General features: G+C 39.9%; 17 protein-coding genes. 16 read left to right on the top strand and 1 reads right to left on the bottom strand.

Annotated elements, in window-relative coordinates; genetic code table 11:
* Nucleotides 1–48: 48 nt before the first annotated feature.
* The 16 genes from BMZ41_RS13025 (at nt 49) to BMZ41_RS12955 (ending at nt 14909) form a co-directional block, all read left to right on the top strand.
* The gene (locus BMZ41_RS13025) at nt 49–1146 is read left to right on the top strand and encodes a coiled-coil domain-containing protein (protein ID WP_090530329.1); all 1098 of its coding nucleotides are present in this window, start codon (nt 49–51) and stop codon (nt 1144–1146) included.
* The gene (locus BMZ41_RS13020) at nt 1143–1901 is read left to right on the top strand and encodes a hypothetical protein (RefSeq protein ID WP_090169990.1); all 759 of its coding nucleotides are present in this window, start codon (nt 1143–1145) and stop codon (nt 1899–1901) included. Before BMZ41_RS13025 ends, BMZ41_RS13020 begins: the two co-directional genes overlap by 4 nt.
* Nucleotides 1879–2751, top strand: a complete 873-nt coding sequence (locus BMZ41_RS13015) for a methionyl aminopeptidase (protein WP_090169988.1) — start codon at nt 1879–1881, stop codon at nt 2749–2751. The genes BMZ41_RS13020 and BMZ41_RS13015 overlap by 23 nt, the downstream gene beginning before the upstream one ends.
* A 12-nt stretch (nt 2752–2763) precedes the next feature.
* Complete coding sequence (locus BMZ41_RS13010) at nt 2764–3468, top strand: pseudouridine synthase (RefSeq protein ID WP_090169986.1); 705 nt, start codon at nt 2764–2766, stop codon at nt 3466–3468.
* Nucleotides 3469–3566: 98 nt separating this feature from the next.
* The gene (locus BMZ41_RS13005) at nt 3567–4751 is read left to right on the top strand and encodes an ABC transporter substrate-binding protein (RefSeq protein ID WP_090169984.1); all 1185 of its coding nucleotides are present in this window, start codon (nt 3567–3569) and stop codon (nt 4749–4751) included.
* Between the two features lie 88 nt (nt 4752–4839).
* The gene (locus tag BMZ41_RS13000) at nt 4840–5721 is read left to right on the top strand and encodes a branched-chain amino acid ABC transporter permease (RefSeq protein ID WP_090530326.1); all 882 of its coding nucleotides are present in this window, start codon (nt 4840–4842) and stop codon (nt 5719–5721) included.
* A 9-nt stretch (nt 5722–5730) separates the two neighbouring features.
* Nucleotides 5731–6810 (top strand): branched-chain amino acid ABC transporter permease, encoded by a 1080-nt coding sequence (locus BMZ41_RS12995; RefSeq protein WP_090169980.1) that lies wholly within the window; start codon nt 5731–5733, stop codon nt 6808–6810.
* Nucleotides 6810–7568: an ABC transporter ATP-binding protein gene (locus BMZ41_RS12990; RefSeq protein WP_090169978.1), complete on the top strand. Its 759-nt coding sequence runs from the start codon at nt 6810–6812 to the stop codon at nt 7566–7568. Before BMZ41_RS12995 ends, BMZ41_RS12990 begins: the two co-directional genes overlap by 1 nt.
* A gap of 1 nt (nt 7569) precedes the next feature.
* On the top strand, nt 7570–8274 hold the full coding sequence (locus BMZ41_RS12985; protein WP_090169976.1) for an ABC transporter ATP-binding protein: 705 nt from the start codon (nt 7570–7572) through the stop codon (nt 8272–8274).
* A 50-nt stretch (nt 8275–8324) separates the two neighbouring features.
* The gene (locus BMZ41_RS12980; protein ID WP_090169974.1) at nt 8325–8954 is read left to right on the top strand and encodes a cytidylate kinase-like family protein; all 630 of its coding nucleotides are present in this window, start codon (nt 8325–8327) and stop codon (nt 8952–8954) included.
* A gap of 112 nt (nt 8955–9066) precedes the next feature.
* Nucleotides 9067–11541: an endonuclease MutS2 gene (locus tag BMZ41_RS12975; RefSeq protein WP_090530324.1), complete on the top strand. Its 2475-nt coding sequence runs from the start codon at nt 9067–9069 to the stop codon at nt 11539–11541.
* 114 nt (nt 11542–11655) lie between these two features.
* Nucleotides 11656–11793, top strand: a complete 138-nt coding sequence (locus BMZ41_RS15705; RefSeq protein ID WP_176754548.1) for a hypothetical protein — start codon at nt 11656–11658, stop codon at nt 11791–11793.
* 195 nt (nt 11794–11988) lie between these two features.
* Nucleotides 11989–12333, top strand: coding sequence for a PadR family transcriptional regulator (locus BMZ41_RS12970; RefSeq protein ID WP_072915130.1), 345 nt, complete (start codon nt 11989–11991; stop codon nt 12331–12333).
* 20 nt (nt 12334–12353) lie between these two features.
* On the top strand, nt 12354–13322 hold the full coding sequence (locus tag BMZ41_RS12965; RefSeq protein WP_090530322.1) for a permease prefix domain 1-containing protein: 969 nt from the start codon (nt 12354–12356) through the stop codon (nt 13320–13322).
* Between the two features lie 2 nt (nt 13323–13324).
* Nucleotides 13325–14113, top strand: coding sequence for a DUF4097 family beta strand repeat-containing protein (locus BMZ41_RS12960; RefSeq protein ID WP_090169966.1), 789 nt, complete (start codon nt 13325–13327; stop codon nt 14111–14113).
* A 187-nt stretch (nt 14114–14300) separates the two neighbouring features.
* Complete coding sequence (locus tag BMZ41_RS12955; protein WP_090530319.1) at nt 14301–14909, top strand: hypothetical protein; 609 nt, start codon at nt 14301–14303, stop codon at nt 14907–14909.
* 222 nt (nt 14910–15131) lie between these two features.
* Here BMZ41_RS12955 and BMZ41_RS12950 read toward each other — a convergent pair whose 3' ends face one another.
* Nucleotides 15132–16448: an IS4 family transposase gene (locus BMZ41_RS12950; protein ID WP_090530129.1), complete on the bottom strand. Its 1317-nt coding sequence runs from the start codon at nt 16446–16448 to the stop codon at nt 15132–15134.
* Nucleotides 16449–16636 lie beyond the last annotated feature (188 nt).

Raw genomic sequence — 16636 nt, 5'->3', positions numbered from 1 at the left:
TAAATTTCTCTATATATTGGGTTTATAAGGTTATTGGAGATAGTGTTTATGAAATATTCAAAAATAGCTAAGGCAGCTTTATGTATAGTGGTATGCGTTGCAGTGCTTGCTTCGGATTCCACAGTTTCCAATGCCGTTCGTTCTATTTCAGAGATTGAAGCTGAGCAGGACGCATTACAGGATGAGATAGATGCCTTAGATGCTGATTTATATAGCTTGGTTAGCCAGATAGCCGAGATTAATGCAGAAATTGATTCTACTGCAGCAGAAATTGAAGATACACAGGCAGCATTAGCAGATGCTACAGCAGCCAGGGAAGCTCAGTATGAAGCAATGAAGCTTCGTATCAAATACATGTACGAGACACCACAGGAAAGTCTTTTTGAGATGCTCGTTCAGTCAGGATCGATAACACAGTTTTTAAATCGAGTTGATTACGCTAAGAGTGTTGAGAAATATGATAGAGCTAAGCTTGACCAGTTCATCGCCACACAGGCTGAAATCGAAGAGCTTGCAGCTGCATTAGAGGAAGAAAAGGCTTCCCTCGAATCAGCGAAAAAGGAACTGAAGACTCAGGAATCTGCTCTTGAGGTTATGGTTACTGAGAAGCGCGGCGAGATGGACGATTTGGATGCGGAGCTTAAGGAAGCTAAGGAGATTGCCGCCAGAGAAGCAGCACTTAGAGCTGCCAGAGAAGCTGCCGCCAGAGCTGCAGCTGGTGGAACAAGTGGTGCTGTTAAGACATCAGGAAACTACAATGTTAATGGCGATTTAAATCCAGGTTATACCACAGGAATCAGTGGTTCCAGTGTTGTATCCTATGCAAATCAGTTTGTTGGAAACAGATATGTTTGGGGTGGAACATCCCTTACAGACGGCTGTGATTGCTCAGGTTTTGTACAGGGTGTCCTTGCAAACTTTGGCATTACCTACGGCTCACGTATGACCTCGGGTTCTTTCCGTAGTGTGGGTCAGGAAGTAAGTTATAATTATATGCAGCCGGGAGATATAGTTTGTTACCCAGGTCACGTAGCTTTTTATGCTGGTGGCGGTCTTATTGTAGAGGCTCAGAGTACAGCCACAGGTATTACTAACTACAGACCTGTTACATGTCACTCAATCATTACGATTAGAAGGGTGCTATGATTATTAAAAGGATTGCAAAACTGATAGGTGTTATTTTGTGCGCAGGTGTAGTAGTCTACGCACTTATAAACATGGGAGATGGCAGGGGGCCGTTGGATTATAATGCACACCTGGATGACGCTGCGGTTACCATTGATGATGAAGAGGTTACCTTCAGAGATCTTGCCTTCTACATTCTTTTTGAAGAAAGGAAGGTAGAGGAGCAGGCAAAGGTGTATAATGCTGATTACACAAAAGATTTCTGGAATCTCTACACCAATGAAACCTTTATCCAAAGCGCATCTAAGGATGTAGTTATAGATATGGCCATTCATGACCATCTTTTTTATCGGCTTGCGGTAGCAGAGGGGCTGGATACTCTCTCTGCTGAAGAAGAGACAGACCTTGCTTATGCCATCAATGATTTCTGGGAGGATTTACTTGATGTGCAGTGGGAAAAGCTTCCTTGTGATGAGGAAACTATAAATGAGCAAATTAGAATTGCAGCTATAGCAGAAAAATATCAGAATCACCTCGCTGAAGAAAATGGACCTAGCCAGGCAGCCTATAAATACGATGGCTATAACTATGGTCTTATCAGAGACGAGCATTCTGTTAAAATAAATAAAAAGTTATGGGATAAGTTTGTTCTTGGAGACATTACTCTCAAACATACAAAGATAAATTATATTAATGGTTTGACTGATGAGGACAAGGAAAAGTTTAAAGCAGAGAAGAAAGGTTTACGTAGAAATGCAAAAGATAAATCGCAATGACCCATGCTGGTGTGGCAGTGGTCGTAAGTATAAGCAGTGCCACGAGGCAATGGATAGAAAGATTGAAAGCTTTGCTGTGAAGGGGCACAAGGTTCCAACACATGACATGCTTAAGACACCAGAGCAGGTAGAGAAGATTAGACAGTCAGCAGTTATTAACATGGCTTGTCTCGATGCAGTTGCCGAGGCAATTCATGAAGGCATGAGCACAGCAGAAATTGATAAGATTGTATATGATACCACTACAAAAATGGGTGGTATTCCAGCTCCTCTTAATTATGAGGGCTTCCCATATAGCGTATGTACATCAGTAAATGATCAGGTTTGCCACGGATATCCTTCAAAGGATGTAATTCTTAAAAGCGGTGATATTGTAAATGTAGACTGTTCTACAATTTTAGACGGATATTATTCTGATTCATCAAGAATGTTTATGATTGGTGATGTTGATCCAGAGACAAAGAAACTTGTTGAGGTTACAAAGGAGTGTTGTGATCTTGGACTTGAGCAGGTTAAGCCATGGGGCTTCCTTGGTGATGTAGGTGCTGCTATTTGCAAGCACGCTCACGCTAATGGTTATCAGGTTGTTCGTGAGATTGGCGGACACGGTGTAGGACTTGAGTTCCACGAGGAGCCATGGGTTGGTTACAACACACTTCCTGGCACAGAGCTTCTTTTAGTTCCAGGATTTATGTTTACTATCGAACCAATGATTAACATGGGTACACAGAAGATTAAGACTGATCCTAACAATGGTTGGGAGGTTTCCACACTTGATGGTAAGCCATCTGCTCAGTGGGAGTATCAGGTACTTGTTACAGAGACAGGTTACGAAGTAATTTCATACTAAGGTGAATTGAATATGATGCGATTAGACAAGCTTTTGGTAGAATTAAATATCGGAACAAGGTCTGAGGTTAAGGCTCTTCTTAAGAAGGGCCTTATTTTTGTTGATGGAGAAAAAGCTACAAAACCTGAGACTAAGGTAGATGAAAATACAGTCCTGATTTCATATCAGGGTAAAGAATACACATATAAGAAATTTTCATACTATGTTATCAACAAGCCTAAGGGGGTTATCACCGCTACAGAAGATGCCCATGAGAGAACAATCATGGATGTGTTTTACAGTCAGTGTCCTGATGCACCAAAGGGGCTGGCACCTGTTGGAAGATTAGATAAGGACACTACAGGTCTTTTGCTTATCACTAATGACGGCCAGCTTGCTCACGACATGCTTTCGCCTAAGAAGCATGTGGATAAAACCTATTATGTAGAGTTAGATGATGAATTAACTTCTGAGGATGTGGCAGCTCTGGAGGCGGGAGTTCACATTGGTGAGGGCGAGCCCACAGCACCTGCTACAGTGAAATATGAAGGTGGAAAATCCTGTTATATTACCATTCATGAAGGAAAATTTCACCAGGTAAAAAGGATGTTTTTTGCAGTGGGGAAAACCGTGCTAGAGCTTAAAAGAACGGCATTTGGACCACTGGTACTTGATGAGGAAAAACTACCCGAGGGACACATCAACGAGTTAAAGTGTGAAAGTTTTTCTTGCAAATAGTTTAAACAAGATTTATTATATCTTCAAAGTAGTTTCGCGAACTAAAGTGTTGAAGTGAACGAGAAGTTTCACCGGCGAAAAAGACAGGAGGTATAATTATGAAAAAGAAGGCTTTAAGTTTAGCACTTTGTGCAGCAATGGCAGCTTCTTTATTTGTAGGTTGCGGAAGTGACAAAGCAGCTACAGGTGGAGAATCAGTAGACACATCAGGAGAACTCACATGGAGAATTGGTGGTATTGGACCAATCACAGGTGGTGCTGCTCAGTACGGACAGGGTGTTATGAATGCTATTCAGCTTGCAGTAGATGAAGTTAACGAGGCAGGCGGAATTAATGGCTATAATATTTCTTTCAATTTCCAGGATGACGAGGCTGATCAGCAGAAGTCAGTAAATGCATATAATACTTTGAAGGACTGGGGAATGCAGATTCTCGAAGGAACAGTTACTTCAGGTGCAGGACAGGCAGTATCTGCTGAGACATACGCAGATAGAATGTTTATGCTTACACCATCTGCTTCATCAACAGATGTAACAAGCGGACATGACAATGTATTCCAGGTTTGCTTCTCTGACCCTAACCAGGGAAAGGTTTCTGCAGACTATATTAAGGATAATGAGCTGGCAACAAAGGTGGGCGTAATTTACGATAGCTCAGATCCATATTCATCAGGTGTATATCAGACATTTGCAGCAGAGGCTCAGGCAATTGGACTTGAGATCGTGGCAACAGAAGCTTTCACTGCAGATTCAAAGACTGATTTCACAACACAGCTTCAGAAGTGTAAGGACGCAGAGGCAGATCTTCTTTTCCTTCCTTTCTACTACACAGAAGGATCAATCGTACTTACACAGGCAAACCAAATGGGATATGCTCCAGTAATGTTTGGTGTAGATGGCTTTGATGGACTTCTTTCAGTTGAAAACTTCGATGTAAGCCTTGCAGAAGGTGTATACCTTCTTACACCATTCGCTGCTGACGCAGAGGATGAGGCAACAAAGAACTTTGTTTCTAAGTATGAAGAGCAGTTTGGCGGAACACCTAACCAGTTCGCAGCTGATGCTTACGATGGAGTTTACATCCTTAAGAAGGCTCTTGAGTCAGCAGGTCTTACACCTGAGGCTTCAGCAGAGGAAATCTGCGAGGCACTTATCGCTGAGATCCAGAAGGTATCTTACGATGGACTTACAGGTGAGGGAATGAGCTGGAACGATAAAGGTGAGGTATCAAAGGCACCTAAAGCCGTAATTATCAAAGATGGAGCATATGCTTCAGTAGATTAATTAGCGCATCAATGACGATGCAGGGCTGTTCCAAGATGGGGCAGCTCTGCATCTAATTTTATCTTATACGAAAGAGAGTATTGTAGTTATGGGATTTTTAACCTATTTAATCAATGGATTAAGCCTTGGAAGCGTATATGCAATAATCGCTTTGGGATACACCATGGTTTATGGTATCGCAAAGATGCTTAACTTCGCTCATGGCGACGTTATCATGATTGGCGCATATGTTGTTTTCATGTGCATGGCAAATTCTGGCATGCCTGCTGTACTTTCTATTGTTATTTCGATTGTATGCTGTACAGCACTTGGAATGATTATAGAAAAGATAGCATATAAACCACTTAGAAAGGCAACTAATCTGGCAGTGTTGATTACAGCTATCGGTGTCAGCTATTTCCTTCAGAATATGGCGTTGATGTTGTTTGGTTCAAATCCTGTAAGCTTCACTTCAGTAATCAAGTGGCAGGGAATTTCACTTGCTGGTGGCACACTTAAAATCACAGGCAATGCAATCATTACCATTATTACATGTGTAGTAATCATGATTGTCCTTATGTGGTTCGTAAAGAACACAAAGCCAGGTCAGGCAATGCGTGCTGTTTCAGAGGATAAGGAAGCAGCAATTCTTATGGGTATCAATGTAAATGCAACCATTTCACTTACCTTTGCAATTGGCTCAGGACTTGCAGCAATCGCAGGTGCACTTCTTTGTTCCTCATATCCATCACTTACTCCTTATACAGGTTCAATGCCAGGTATCAAGGCATTTACAGCTGCTGTATTTGGTGGAATCGGTTCAATTCCAGGAGCACTTATCGGTGGACTCCTTCTTGGAATTATCGAGATTTTAGCAAAAGCATACATCTCCAGCCAGCTGGCAGATGCTATCGTATTTGCGGTATTAATTATTGTACTTTTGGTTAAGCCTACCGGAATTTTAGGCAAGCAAATCAAAGAGAAAGTGTAGGTGGCGACTATGAATTTATACAAGAATTTAAACAAATCTACACAGAAATTATTAGTGACAATCGGTGTTATCGTAGTACTTTACATTGTAATGTCAGTTATGGAAAGCACAGGAAATCTTAGCTCTCTTATGAAGGGACTTCTTGTTCCAGTCTGTGCTTATTCTCTTGTGGCAGTTGGACTTAATCTTTGCGTTGGATATCTAGGAGAGCTTTCTCTTGGACATGCAGGATTTATGTGCGTTGGTGCGTTCTCTTCTGCATTTTTCTCAAGAGTATTCCAGGAAACCATTCCTGATGTGCCAAGATTTATTCTAGCTCTTGTAATTGGAACAGCAATGGCAGCTCTTTTTGGTTTCTTAATTGCTATTCCAGTTCTTAGACTTCGAGGTGATTATCTTGCAATCGTTACGCTGGCTTTTGGCGAAATTATCAAGAATGTTATCAATGTTATGTACATTGGCAAGGATTCAAAGGGAGTACATTTCTCTATTAAGGATCAGCTTTCTCTCGGAATGGATATTGATGGCAAGATGCTCATCAATGGTCCACAGGGTATTACTGGAACGCCTCGTCAGTCTACATTTACTATTGCAGTATTGTTGCTTATTCTGGCACTTGTTGTTACACACAACTTTGTTAACTCAAGAACTGGTCGTGCAGTAAAGGCTATCCGTGATAATCAGATTGCAGCGGAGACAGTAGGACTTCCTGTTACAAAGTACAAGCTTGTGGCATTTACTATTTCGGCAGCTATCGCAGGACTTGGTGGAGTGCTTTATGCTCACAACATCAATTCTCTTACAGCAACAACAAACAACTTTGGTTATAACATGTCCATCATGATACTGGTTTATGTAGTACTTGGTGGAATCGGAAATTTCTCAGGCTCGGTTATTGCAGCAGTTGTTCTGACAATGCTCCCTGAGCTTTTAAGAGGACTTTCAACCTACAGAATGCTTATTTACTCAATTGTGCTGATTGTTCTGATGCTCTTTAACTGGGCACCAGCTATCCTTAAGTGGAGAGATGATCACGGTCTTACAACAGCAGCTATACTTGGCAAATTTAAGAAGAAGGAGGTGCAGTAATGAGCTTACTTGAAGTTACAAATTTAGGCATTTCCTTCGGAGGACTTAGAGCTGTTGATGAGTTTAATCTTTCTATCGAGCAGGGAGAGCTTTATGGATTGATTGGACCTAACGGAGCAGGTAAGACTACAGTTTTCAATATGCTTACCGGAATCTATAAACCTACAGATGGAATGATTTATCTGGATGGTAAGAATGTCACAGGTAAGAAAACAGCAGACATTAACAAGGCTGGTGTAGCTCGTACCTTCCAAAATATTCGTCTTTTCGGAGACCAGAGTGTACTTGATAATGTAAAAATCGGATTACACAATTCCTTTGAATATGGCACCGCAACAGGTATTTTCAGACTTCCAAAGTATTTTGCCACAGAGAAGGAAATGGATAAAAAGGCACTGGAGATTCTTTCAGTATTTGGACTTGATTCTTCGGCTGATATTCTCGCCTCTAATCTTCCTTATGGAAAACAGCGAGAGCTTGAAATTGCAAGAGCCTTAGCTACTAATCCAAAGCTTCTTCTATTGGATGAGCCTGCAGCAGGTATGAATCCAAATGAAACGCGTGATTTGATGAACACAATCGCTCTCATCAGAAAAGAATTTGGCGTGACAATTCTTCTTATTGAACATGATATGAAGCTAGTTTCAGGAATCTGTGAGAAGCTTACGGTATTAAACTTCGGGCGCGTGCTTGCGCAGGGAAAGACCAGCGATGTGTTAAATGACCCTGAAGTTATTAAGGCTTATTTAGGAGAGTAATATGTTAGAAGTAAAAGACTTAATCGTAAATTATGGAGTTATCCAAGCTCTAAAGGGCATCTCCTTTGAGGTTAACGAAGGGGAGGTCATTGCGCTCATCGGTGCAAACGGCGCCGGCAAGACCACCACTCTTCAGACAATCTCTGGTATGCTTCAGCCAACTTCAGGACAGGTGCTCCTTGAAGGCGTTGATATCACAAAGATTCCAGGACACAAAATAGTATCTATGGGCATGGCTCATGTGCCTGAAGGACGAAGAGTTTTCCCAGGATTAACAGTGCTTGAAAACTTGAAAATGGGAGCATATACTAGAAGTAACAAGAAGGAAATCGCGGATGCTTTTGAGCGTGTATACGAAAGTTTTCCACGTTTGAAGGAGCGCCAGAATCAGTTGGCAGGTACCCTTTCAGGAGGTGAGCAGCAGATGCTTGCTATGGGACGAGCTCTTATGAGTCAGCCACGCATCATCCTTATGGATGAGCCTTCAATGGGTCTTTCTCCTATCTACGTTGAGGAGATTTTCAATATCATCCAGGAGATTTCCAAGGCAGGCACCACAGTACTCTTGGTAGAGCAGAATGCAAAGAAGGCACTTGCTATTGCAGACAGAGCGTATGTATTGGAGACGGGGAATATCGTTTTGTCGGGAGATGCTAAAACTCTTATGAATGATGATTCTATCAAGAAGGCATACTTGGGAGAATAAGCATTTCTTGCTTAGCGTAGGAAATGCGTAAATATGGGGGAGGTTTTCACATGTCAGAGGACAAGAAGCTAGTTATTTCGATTGCACGTAGTTATGGTTCGGGAGGTCTTACACTTGCGAAGAAGCTTGGCAAGGAGCTAGGTCTTCCAGTTTATGACAGAGAGATTCTTCGAATGGCATCAGACCAGAGTGGAATCAACGAGGAGCTTTTCGGAGAGGTTGATGAGCATGTCAGAAAGATTTTCCTTTCTGCCAAGGCACATTACAAGGGACTTCCTTTAAGTCCAGAGTATGCAGCCTTCACCTCAGATGACAATTTGTTTGAGCTTCAGGCAGATGTTATCAAGCGAATCGCCAACACTCAGAGCTGTATTATAGTAGGCCGCTGTGCAGATTATATTTTGAAGGACAGAGCCTATGTGCTTTCGCTTTTCTTCTATGCATCAGAGGAGGATTGCCTCACTCGTTTGCGCAGACAGGTAAGTGGAACAGATGCAGAGCTTTTGAAGCGTATGCATGATATTGATAAGCACCGTGCTGATTACTACAAGTATTACACAGGTCGTGATTGGAACGATGCCAGAAACTACGACTTCTGTCTGGATACTGGAGTTATGGACTATGACAGACTGATTGAAGTTGTGAAATCTTATATTGAGATTAAGAATAGAGAAATCTAGATAAGTATTGGGCTGGAGAAATCCAGCCCTTATTTTATGTAGATATTTATCGAAGATTATATATAATGATATAAGATTGTATATGTTCATATATGAGAGGAACAGAAGAATAATGAATCTTAAAGTTTTAAAAACATTAGAGTACGACAAAATAATAGAGCGACTTGCCGAGAAGGCTACCTGTGAGTCAGGTAAGCTTCGCTGTAAGCAGCTCCTTCCAATAAATGACATCGAAGAGATTAAGGTGATGCAGCAGGAGACAGCCTGCGCCTTTAATCGTTTGGTAAAGTTTTCGGATGTAAGTGTAAGCGGCACTACAGATTTACGTCCTTCACTTGCCAGATTGGAGCTTGGTTCTTCTCTCAGTATTGAGGAGATTCTTGCGGTAGCAAATGTCCTTGAGGTTACAAAGCGAGTTGCTAAGTATGGCAGCCAGATGGAGGAGGAAGATGCCCTGTCCTTCTACTTCAATGGTCTTTCTCCAGAGGTGAAGATTCTCAACGAGATTAGAAGATGCATCATTGATGAGGAGACTATTGCAGATGATGCCAGCACAGCTCTTTTTGACATCAGAAAGGGAATGCAGCGCACTAACGAGAAGATTAAAAGCGTAATGAATTCTATGCTTAACAACAGCACTACAAGAGGCTACCTTCAGGAACCAGTAGTTACAGTTCGTGGTGGACGCTTCTGTCTCCCAGTTCGTGCTGATTACAAATCAAGGGTTCCAGGTATGGTTCACGATCAGTCTTCAACAGGAAGTACCTTCTTTATTGAGCCAATGCAGGCTGTTGATTTGAACAACGAGATGCGTGAGCTTCAGGTACGTGAGCAGGATGAGATAGAGAGAATCCTTGCTATTCTTTCTAATCAGATTGCAGAGGCTTCAGAGGGAATCATCCGTAATTACGAATTACTTACAGAGATTGATTTCATTCTTGCAAAGGGACGTTACGCAATCGAGCTCAATGCCAGCAGTCCTGAGTTTAATGAGGATGGAATCATAAACCTTCGTGGGGCAAGACATCCACTTCTTGATCCTAAGAAGGTTGTTGCTACAGATATAAAGCTGGGAGAGGATTATAATCTTCTTCTTGTTACAGGACCTAATACTGGTGGTAAGACTGTATCACTTAAGACTTGTGGTCTGCTTACACTTATGGCTCAGGCTGGTCTTCATATTCCAGCAAAGGATAGAAGTCAGATAGCAGTATTTGATGATGTTTATGCAGATATCGGTGACGAGCAGTCTATCGAGCAGTCACTTTCCACATTCTCATCTCACATGGTTAACATTGTCCACATTTTAGAGGCAATCAATGGTGGAAGCTATTCCAAGGAGACTGAGAAGCTTATAGCTGAGAATAAGAAGGATTTTGTCTACTCAAAGGTAATACACGGAACAAAGGAGGAGCAGAAGGTTCCTCAGTTCCTTATTCTTATCGATGAGCTTTGTGCTGGTACTGATCCTAAGGAAGGTGCAGCTCTGGCGCAGTCTATCTTAGACAGACTTCACGTTTTAGATGTTAGAACTATGGCTACCACTCACTATAGTGAGCTTAAGGTATATGCTCTTTCAACAGAGGGAGTGGAAAATGCTTCCTGTGAATTTTCACTGGAGACTCTTAGCCCAACATATCATTTGATTATTGGTGTTCCAGGAAAGTCTAACGCTTTTGCAATTTCTTCAAAGCTTGGAATTCCTGCTGATTTAATTGAGGATGCGCAAGGTAGACTTTCAGAGGACGATAAGTCATTTGAAGATTTGATGGTAGATTTGGAGCAGAAGCGTCATCAGGTAGAGGAGGACGCAGCAGAGGCAGCAGCTGCTCTTAAGGAAGCAGAGGCTAAGCTTGCCAATGCAACAGCAAAGGAAGAAAAGATTAAGGCACAGCGCGAGGAGCTTATTCGTCAGGCTCATGAGGATGCAGCAGCTATCCTTCAGGAGGCAAAAGATATTGCTGATGAAGCCATTCGTGACTTTAATAAATTTGGTAAGGGTGGCGGAAATATTTCTGCCATGGAAGCAAAGCGTCAGGCTCTGGGTCAGGGTGTAAATAAATCAAAGAGCAAGGCTAAGGAAAAGCAGGAGGTTCAGGAGAACAACAACATACCTACAAATCTTCATGTGGGAGATAAGGTAAAGGTTCTTTCTATGAATCTTACAGGAAATGTTTGCACAGCTCCTAATTCAAAGGGTGATGTGACAGTACAGATGGGTATCATGAAGTCCACAGTGAATATTAAGGACCTTGTGCTTATCGAGGAAGATGATAAGTTTGTTCCAAAGAAGGGTACAAGAGTTAAGAATATGACTTACGGTGGATTCAATAAGGCAGCATCCATCTCTCCAGAGATTAATCTTCTTGGATGCACAGTTGATGAAGGTATTGCGAAGCTTGAGAAGTATCTTGATGATGCCTATATCAGTCACCTTACTTCAGTACGTGTAGTACACGGCAAAGGAACAGGTGCCCTTCGAGCAGGCGTGCAGCAGTATCTTCGCAAGTGCAAGAACGTAGCGGAGTTCCATCTCGGTGAGTTTGGAGAGGGTGATGCTGGCGTTACTATTGTTACATTTAAGTAGTGTGACACTTGTGTGATAAAAGACATGGTATTATTTCTCCTGAAAAGAGTTAAGAAAACAAAAAAGCTGACCGATAGAATAGTCAGTAAGAAAATTTTTAGGAGGAGTTTGAAAATGGCAATTGGCGAAATCATTAAGTGCGCAACATTGGAGGAAGTTTTTAGAAAGGCTTTTGAGCTTAACAGAGTGGGGATTAAAACTGAGTTTATCTCAAGCAATGAGCTTAGAGTTGTTGCTGTAAATGCAGTATAAAAATATCGCACATTGAGCTATCTGGAACGAAAGTTTCAGATAGCTTTTTTTTGTCTGAAAAAAATTTTTACAAAAAAGGTGTTGACATACTTTGCCTGTCGTAGTATATTTACTTCAACACATGGAGTACTTCATCTGTCGTAGTACGTCAGGTAAAGTACGATAGACATAGTACGACAGATAAAGGAGGTTAATATGGGCGAAATCAGTAGTGACGTAATCCGTGGCTACAACGACACCATGATTCTTAGCATCCTGATAAAAGAGCCATCCTATGGTTATGAAATATCAAAGCAGATAAAACAAATCACCGAGGAGAAATACATAATCAAGGAGACCACACTTTATTCGGCATTCACCCGAATGGAGAAAAACGGATACATAGAATCCTTCGTTGCGGACCCAGATCCAGAGGGGAACGGAAAGAAAAGAACTTATTACAGAGTCACAGATTCAGGTAAAGATTTTTACCGGGAGAAATGTGAAGAGTGGGAACTAACAAAAGAAGTTGTTGAACGGTTTATTGAAAAACAGGATTAGGAGAAGATAGGAGAACATATATGGAAACAATAAAAAACTATTTGGAGACAATGTTCGCAAATATGCCAAATACTCCAGAGGTTAAGAAAGCTAAGGCTGAGTTGCTTTCAATGATGGAAGATAAATTTAATGAGATGATTACTGATGGGGTAAATGAAAATCAGGCAGTTGGAACAGTCATTGCAGAGTTCGGAAATCTTGATGAGCTTGCAGAAGATCTTGGACTTACTAAGGAACTTAAAGAGACTCACGAGAGAGAAGAATCAAAGCCACGTCGTTTCCTTCGTATGGAAGAAATTGAGGACTACTTAAATGTCATGAAGGGAAATGGATTATTAATCGGTATCGGCGTGCTACTTTGCATCACATCAGTTACATGGCCAATCCTTTTTGAATTCCTTCTTAGAGGAGAGGTAGGAGATGGTCTTGGTGTAACAGGAATGTTTATCAGCATCGCTGTAGCAGTTGCATTATTTGTATTCGCAGGTATCAGAGGAAATGATTGGAAATTCTTAGATAAAGAGCTTTGCCAGATTGATATGTCAACAGCTGATATGGTAAAGGCAAAGAAAAAGGCTTTCAAGGTTCCACACGCAGTAATGATTGCAGTAGCTATTATGCTCTTTATTCTTTGGATTCCTACAGCAGCAATTGATATTGATATCGTTTCTAATTGCTTATTCTACTTCGTAGGTGCAGGTGTTTGCATGATTATCTATGCTACTACAGTAATGGGAAGCTATGAAAAGGTTTTAAAGCTTAATGATTCAAAAACAATCAGTGGTAATTATGGAAAGGATGAGGATGATATCGTGTATGTAAATAAATTTGCAGAAGGCGTTATGGAAGTTTACTGGCCAACAGTTACTTGCTTATATCTGATTATTAGTTTCATTACTATGGATTGGCATATCACATGGCTTATTTGGGTGATTGGTGCAATCTTACGTAGATTATTAAATGTTGTATTGGCAGCGGAGGAGGATTAAGAATGGAAAACAAGAAATGGACTAAGAAGTATTTAGTTATAATTTGGTTGATTACATTAATTGTTGTGATAGCAGCTATGTGGGGACACATTGTGAACTTTGGTGGTCTTAGCTGGTTCAGTGACGGCTGGCACAACGGAAATTCAGATACAAAGACTTATGATTTCTCAAATGAAAAGGTAACCGATATTGTTATTGATATGAGTGCAGCTGATATTAATATCAAGTATGGCACAGGTCTTTCAGTAGATGCTACTTTCCCAGAAAAGTATGAGCCTACAGTTGAGCTTAAAGGTGGAAAGCTTACAATCATCCAGAAAGAAAGTGCTAAGCATATGAAGAGCCTAGATGGTTACAAGCTTGATATAGTTGTTCCAAACAACACAAAATTAGACATTCTTAAGATTGACATCGCAGCAGGAGATATTGATATCAAGGATATTCAGGCAGATGATTTTGATATTGATGCAAACGCAGGTGACATTGATATAAATGATGTAACAGCCGAGAAGTTTGATATTGATGCAAATGCAGGTGACATCGATGTAAAGAATGCGACAGCAGAAAAAATTAGTATTGATGCAAATGCAGGTGATCTCAATCTTATGGATTCTACAGCCAAGTCTGCTGAGGTTAGTGCAAATGCAGGCGATATTGATATCACAGGTACATACGACAAGATTGATTGTGAATGTGATTTTGGTGATGTAGATATTGATGCTCCTAATACAGATAGAAAGAATATTGATGTTGATTGCTCATTTGGCAGCGTCAATGTTAACAGCAAATAAAATAATATCGTAATATCATCATATAGTAATATCGTAATACAGCGAGGCACTTTAATCATAGGTGCCTCGTTTTTTATGGAAAAATTTGCTGTGACACTTGTGTGATAAATCACATGATATTATTACATCAGAAAAAGGGAAAAGGTAAAAAACAGGGGAACGAAAAAGGTATTAGGAGGACAAAGAAATGAGTTTTGAAAAGTTTGTAAAAGGAATGATGAGTTTAAGTCTTGTAACAATAATCGGAATGTTATTGTACACAGGAATTGCAAATGATACTGCAGAGGTAACAACTGGACATTATGCTCCAGAGGTAACAGCAGCCGAGGTTAACAATACAGTTGCTACAGAGTATTGCATGCCAGATTACAAAACATATGAGAGCAAGGATGGATGGACAGTAGAATACAATTCAGAGGTTTTTGAAGTAGAAGAAGGAAATGATTTTGTTGGGTTTGATTATGTTGGCGATTGCTCAGGAAGATGCATGGTAACAGTTTCAGTACTTACAGGTATGACTCAGGAAGAAGCTAGAGATTCTTTAGTTGCTATGTGGGATGGTAAGGTTACAACTCATGAGGGTCCATTTTCAATGGATGAGAAATTTGCTTACTGGGTATGTATGGAATCTGAGGTAGGAGAGGGCTTAGGTTTATACGATACAGCAATCGTCGTTGAACATAATGGTAAGACACTCTTATTCGAATGTGTTGAATACATGGGTGTTGATGAAGAAGTAGATACGATGGTTAGTGATGAGCTTGCAATGATTATCGACTCAGTAGAGTTTAATTAATAGATAAAAGGATTGTTCTCTATAATATTTTTCATTATAGTTCTCCTTTAAAAAAGAGCGGGGCATAAAAGCCCAATGTCATTAAGTTAACATTGCGGTGGAGGCTAAAATGAAGAAAACAAGATTGAAGTATCGAGCTTCAATCTTGTTTTTTCATTTTTGGGCATAATAATAAGACAGATTATCAATCTGCTTAAATAGCATTTTTAACTTTTCATTTTTTTATGCTACTCTATATAGGAAACCACGAAATACTCTTACTGTAAGGGTTCTATCACGGTGCCTTCCAGGTCTAATAGGAATAGTATTTCTTGCAATTATGGTTTCTAAATTGGGTGATGTTGTTTTTTCGAGGAAAAATAGTCTACACACATGAGCAGCTACTGAAAAGTTGGCTTTGTATGTATATTTTCTTTGCTTTTTATCAATGACTACGTGCGAGGTAATCATTTCTGCAAAGTTGTACATTATGAGATGTGCATAGATTTCCTGTTGGACACACATCACCTTTTTTGAGTGAAAATTCAGCATCCCAATCGTATATTTTAAATCTCTAAATGAAGTTTCTATTCCCCAGCGAGATTCATATAGAACTTTTAATCTTTCAGGGGAATATTCTGTTTTTTCCAGATTTGTAAGTATTGTTTCATAAGAATCTTCGGTAATTTTGAATCTTACAATCCTAAAGTTAAGTTCAAAAAACTTCACCTCATCAGCTTTTTTTAGTTTTAGGGGTAGATAATCAAAAGGCGTTGAATGTGGGATTAATTTGTAGTGATTTCTATCTGTCAGAAATAAATTCTTCATTTCTTTTGTTTGTTTACGTGTAAGCTTTAGATTTATGTCTACATCAAACTCTGGTATATCAGGTAAATCCAAACCATTTTTTATACCAGTAGTTCCATCTTTTATTCGAATTAGGAAAAACCAACCTTTTTCCTGTATATGTGCCATATTGTTATAAGATTCATAGCCTCTATCAGCTATTACTAATGCTCTGTTAATTGAAGAATTATCTACCATTTCCTGTAATGCAGAATGTTCGTTGGTATTCATCTTTCCTTGAATGATAGCATCAGTATACAGATGATTCTCTAGATTGTAGAGAGCGTTTAAATGTAAAAGATTGTATGGCTTTTGTCCATTGGAACCAGGATGAAAAGAACTTTTATCATCTGGATTAGTTGGTATTTGAATATCAGAACCATCTACAGCAAGTACAACTAAATCATCAGTTATATTTATCAACTTTGAAGTAAAATCATTAAAAATACTCTTAAAAGCGTCTGTTTTTATTTTTTGACGTTGCTGAACAAAAGCAGATGCAGATGGTAAAGATTCAACATCCGGAAATAAATCTATTAGCTCATTTGTGATGCTCTTACTTCCCATTCCAATGATAGCTTTGATAATTGTTGAAAATGAAAGTTTTCGGTTTCTTGTAAAGTCTATTTGTGTGTTATTAACATAGCCAGTATAGTTTTCGGTAGTAGATTCAATTGCAGAAAATAAAAGTTTTTTTACATTCTTTGGTTTCATATGCGACCTCCTTGCAATCAAGTTTTTTCCTTAATTACAAGGGCCGCTTTCGCTACCTTAAAAACATCAGTAGCGAAAGCGGCCACATATTTCTCTTGTTATGTCAACATATGTTTATAAAAAAGAAGACCCCTATACCATTTCTGGTATAGAGATCTTAATTGAGTCATCTTAACTTAATGACATTG

Source organism: Pseudobutyrivibrio sp. UC1225 (assembly GCF_900115215.1).
Classification (GTDB): Bacteria; Bacillota; Clostridia; order Lachnospirales; family Lachnospiraceae; genus Pseudobutyrivibrio.
Note: the sequence above shows the minus strand (reverse complement) of the source record. Positions and strands in the feature narration are given on the sequence as shown.

Coding starts and splice junctions, on each gene's coding strand:
- BMZ41_RS13025 (WP_090530329.1), top strand. CDS start 49: ATGAAATATTCAAAAATAGCTAAGGCAGCTTTATGTATAGTGGTATGC.
- BMZ41_RS13020 (WP_090169990.1), top strand. CDS start 1,143: ATGATTATTAAAAGGATTGCAAAACTGATAGGTGTTATTTTGTGCGCA.
- BMZ41_RS13015 (WP_090169988.1), top strand. CDS start 1,879: ATGCAAAAGATAAATCGCAATGACCCATGCTGGTGTGGCAGTGGTCGT.
- BMZ41_RS13010 (WP_090169986.1), top strand. CDS start 2,764: ATGATGCGATTAGACAAGCTTTTGGTAGAATTAAATATCGGAACAAGG.
- BMZ41_RS13005 (WP_090169984.1), top strand. CDS start 3,567: ATGAAAAAGAAGGCTTTAAGTTTAGCACTTTGTGCAGCAATGGCAGCT.
- BMZ41_RS13000 (WP_090530326.1), top strand. CDS start 4,840: ATGGGATTTTTAACCTATTTAATCAATGGATTAAGCCTTGGAAGCGTA.
- BMZ41_RS12995 (WP_090169980.1), top strand. CDS start 5,731: ATGAATTTATACAAGAATTTAAACAAATCTACACAGAAATTATTAGTG.
- BMZ41_RS12990 (WP_090169978.1), top strand. CDS start 6,810: ATGAGCTTACTTGAAGTTACAAATTTAGGCATTTCCTTCGGAGGACTT.
- BMZ41_RS12985 (WP_090169976.1), top strand. CDS start 7,570: ATGTTAGAAGTAAAAGACTTAATCGTAAATTATGGAGTTATCCAAGCT.
- BMZ41_RS12980 (WP_090169974.1), top strand. CDS start 8,325: ATGTCAGAGGACAAGAAGCTAGTTATTTCGATTGCACGTAGTTATGGT.
- BMZ41_RS12975 (WP_090530324.1), top strand. CDS start 9,067: ATGAATCTTAAAGTTTTAAAAACATTAGAGTACGACAAAATAATAGAG.
- BMZ41_RS15705 (WP_176754548.1), top strand. CDS start 11,656: ATGGCAATTGGCGAAATCATTAAGTGCGCAACATTGGAGGAAGTTTTT.
- BMZ41_RS12970 (WP_072915130.1), top strand. CDS start 11,989: ATGGGCGAAATCAGTAGTGACGTAATCCGTGGCTACAACGACACCATG.
- BMZ41_RS12965 (WP_090530322.1), top strand. CDS start 12,354: ATGGAAACAATAAAAAACTATTTGGAGACAATGTTCGCAAATATGCCA.
- BMZ41_RS12960 (WP_090169966.1), top strand. CDS start 13,325: ATGGAAAACAAGAAATGGACTAAGAAGTATTTAGTTATAATTTGGTTG.
- BMZ41_RS12955 (WP_090530319.1), top strand. CDS start 14,301: ATGAGTTTTGAAAAGTTTGTAAAAGGAATGATGAGTTTAAGTCTTGTA.
- BMZ41_RS12950 (WP_090530129.1), bottom strand. CDS start 16,448: ATGAAACCAAAGAATGTAAAAAAACTTTTATTTTCTGCAATTGAATCT.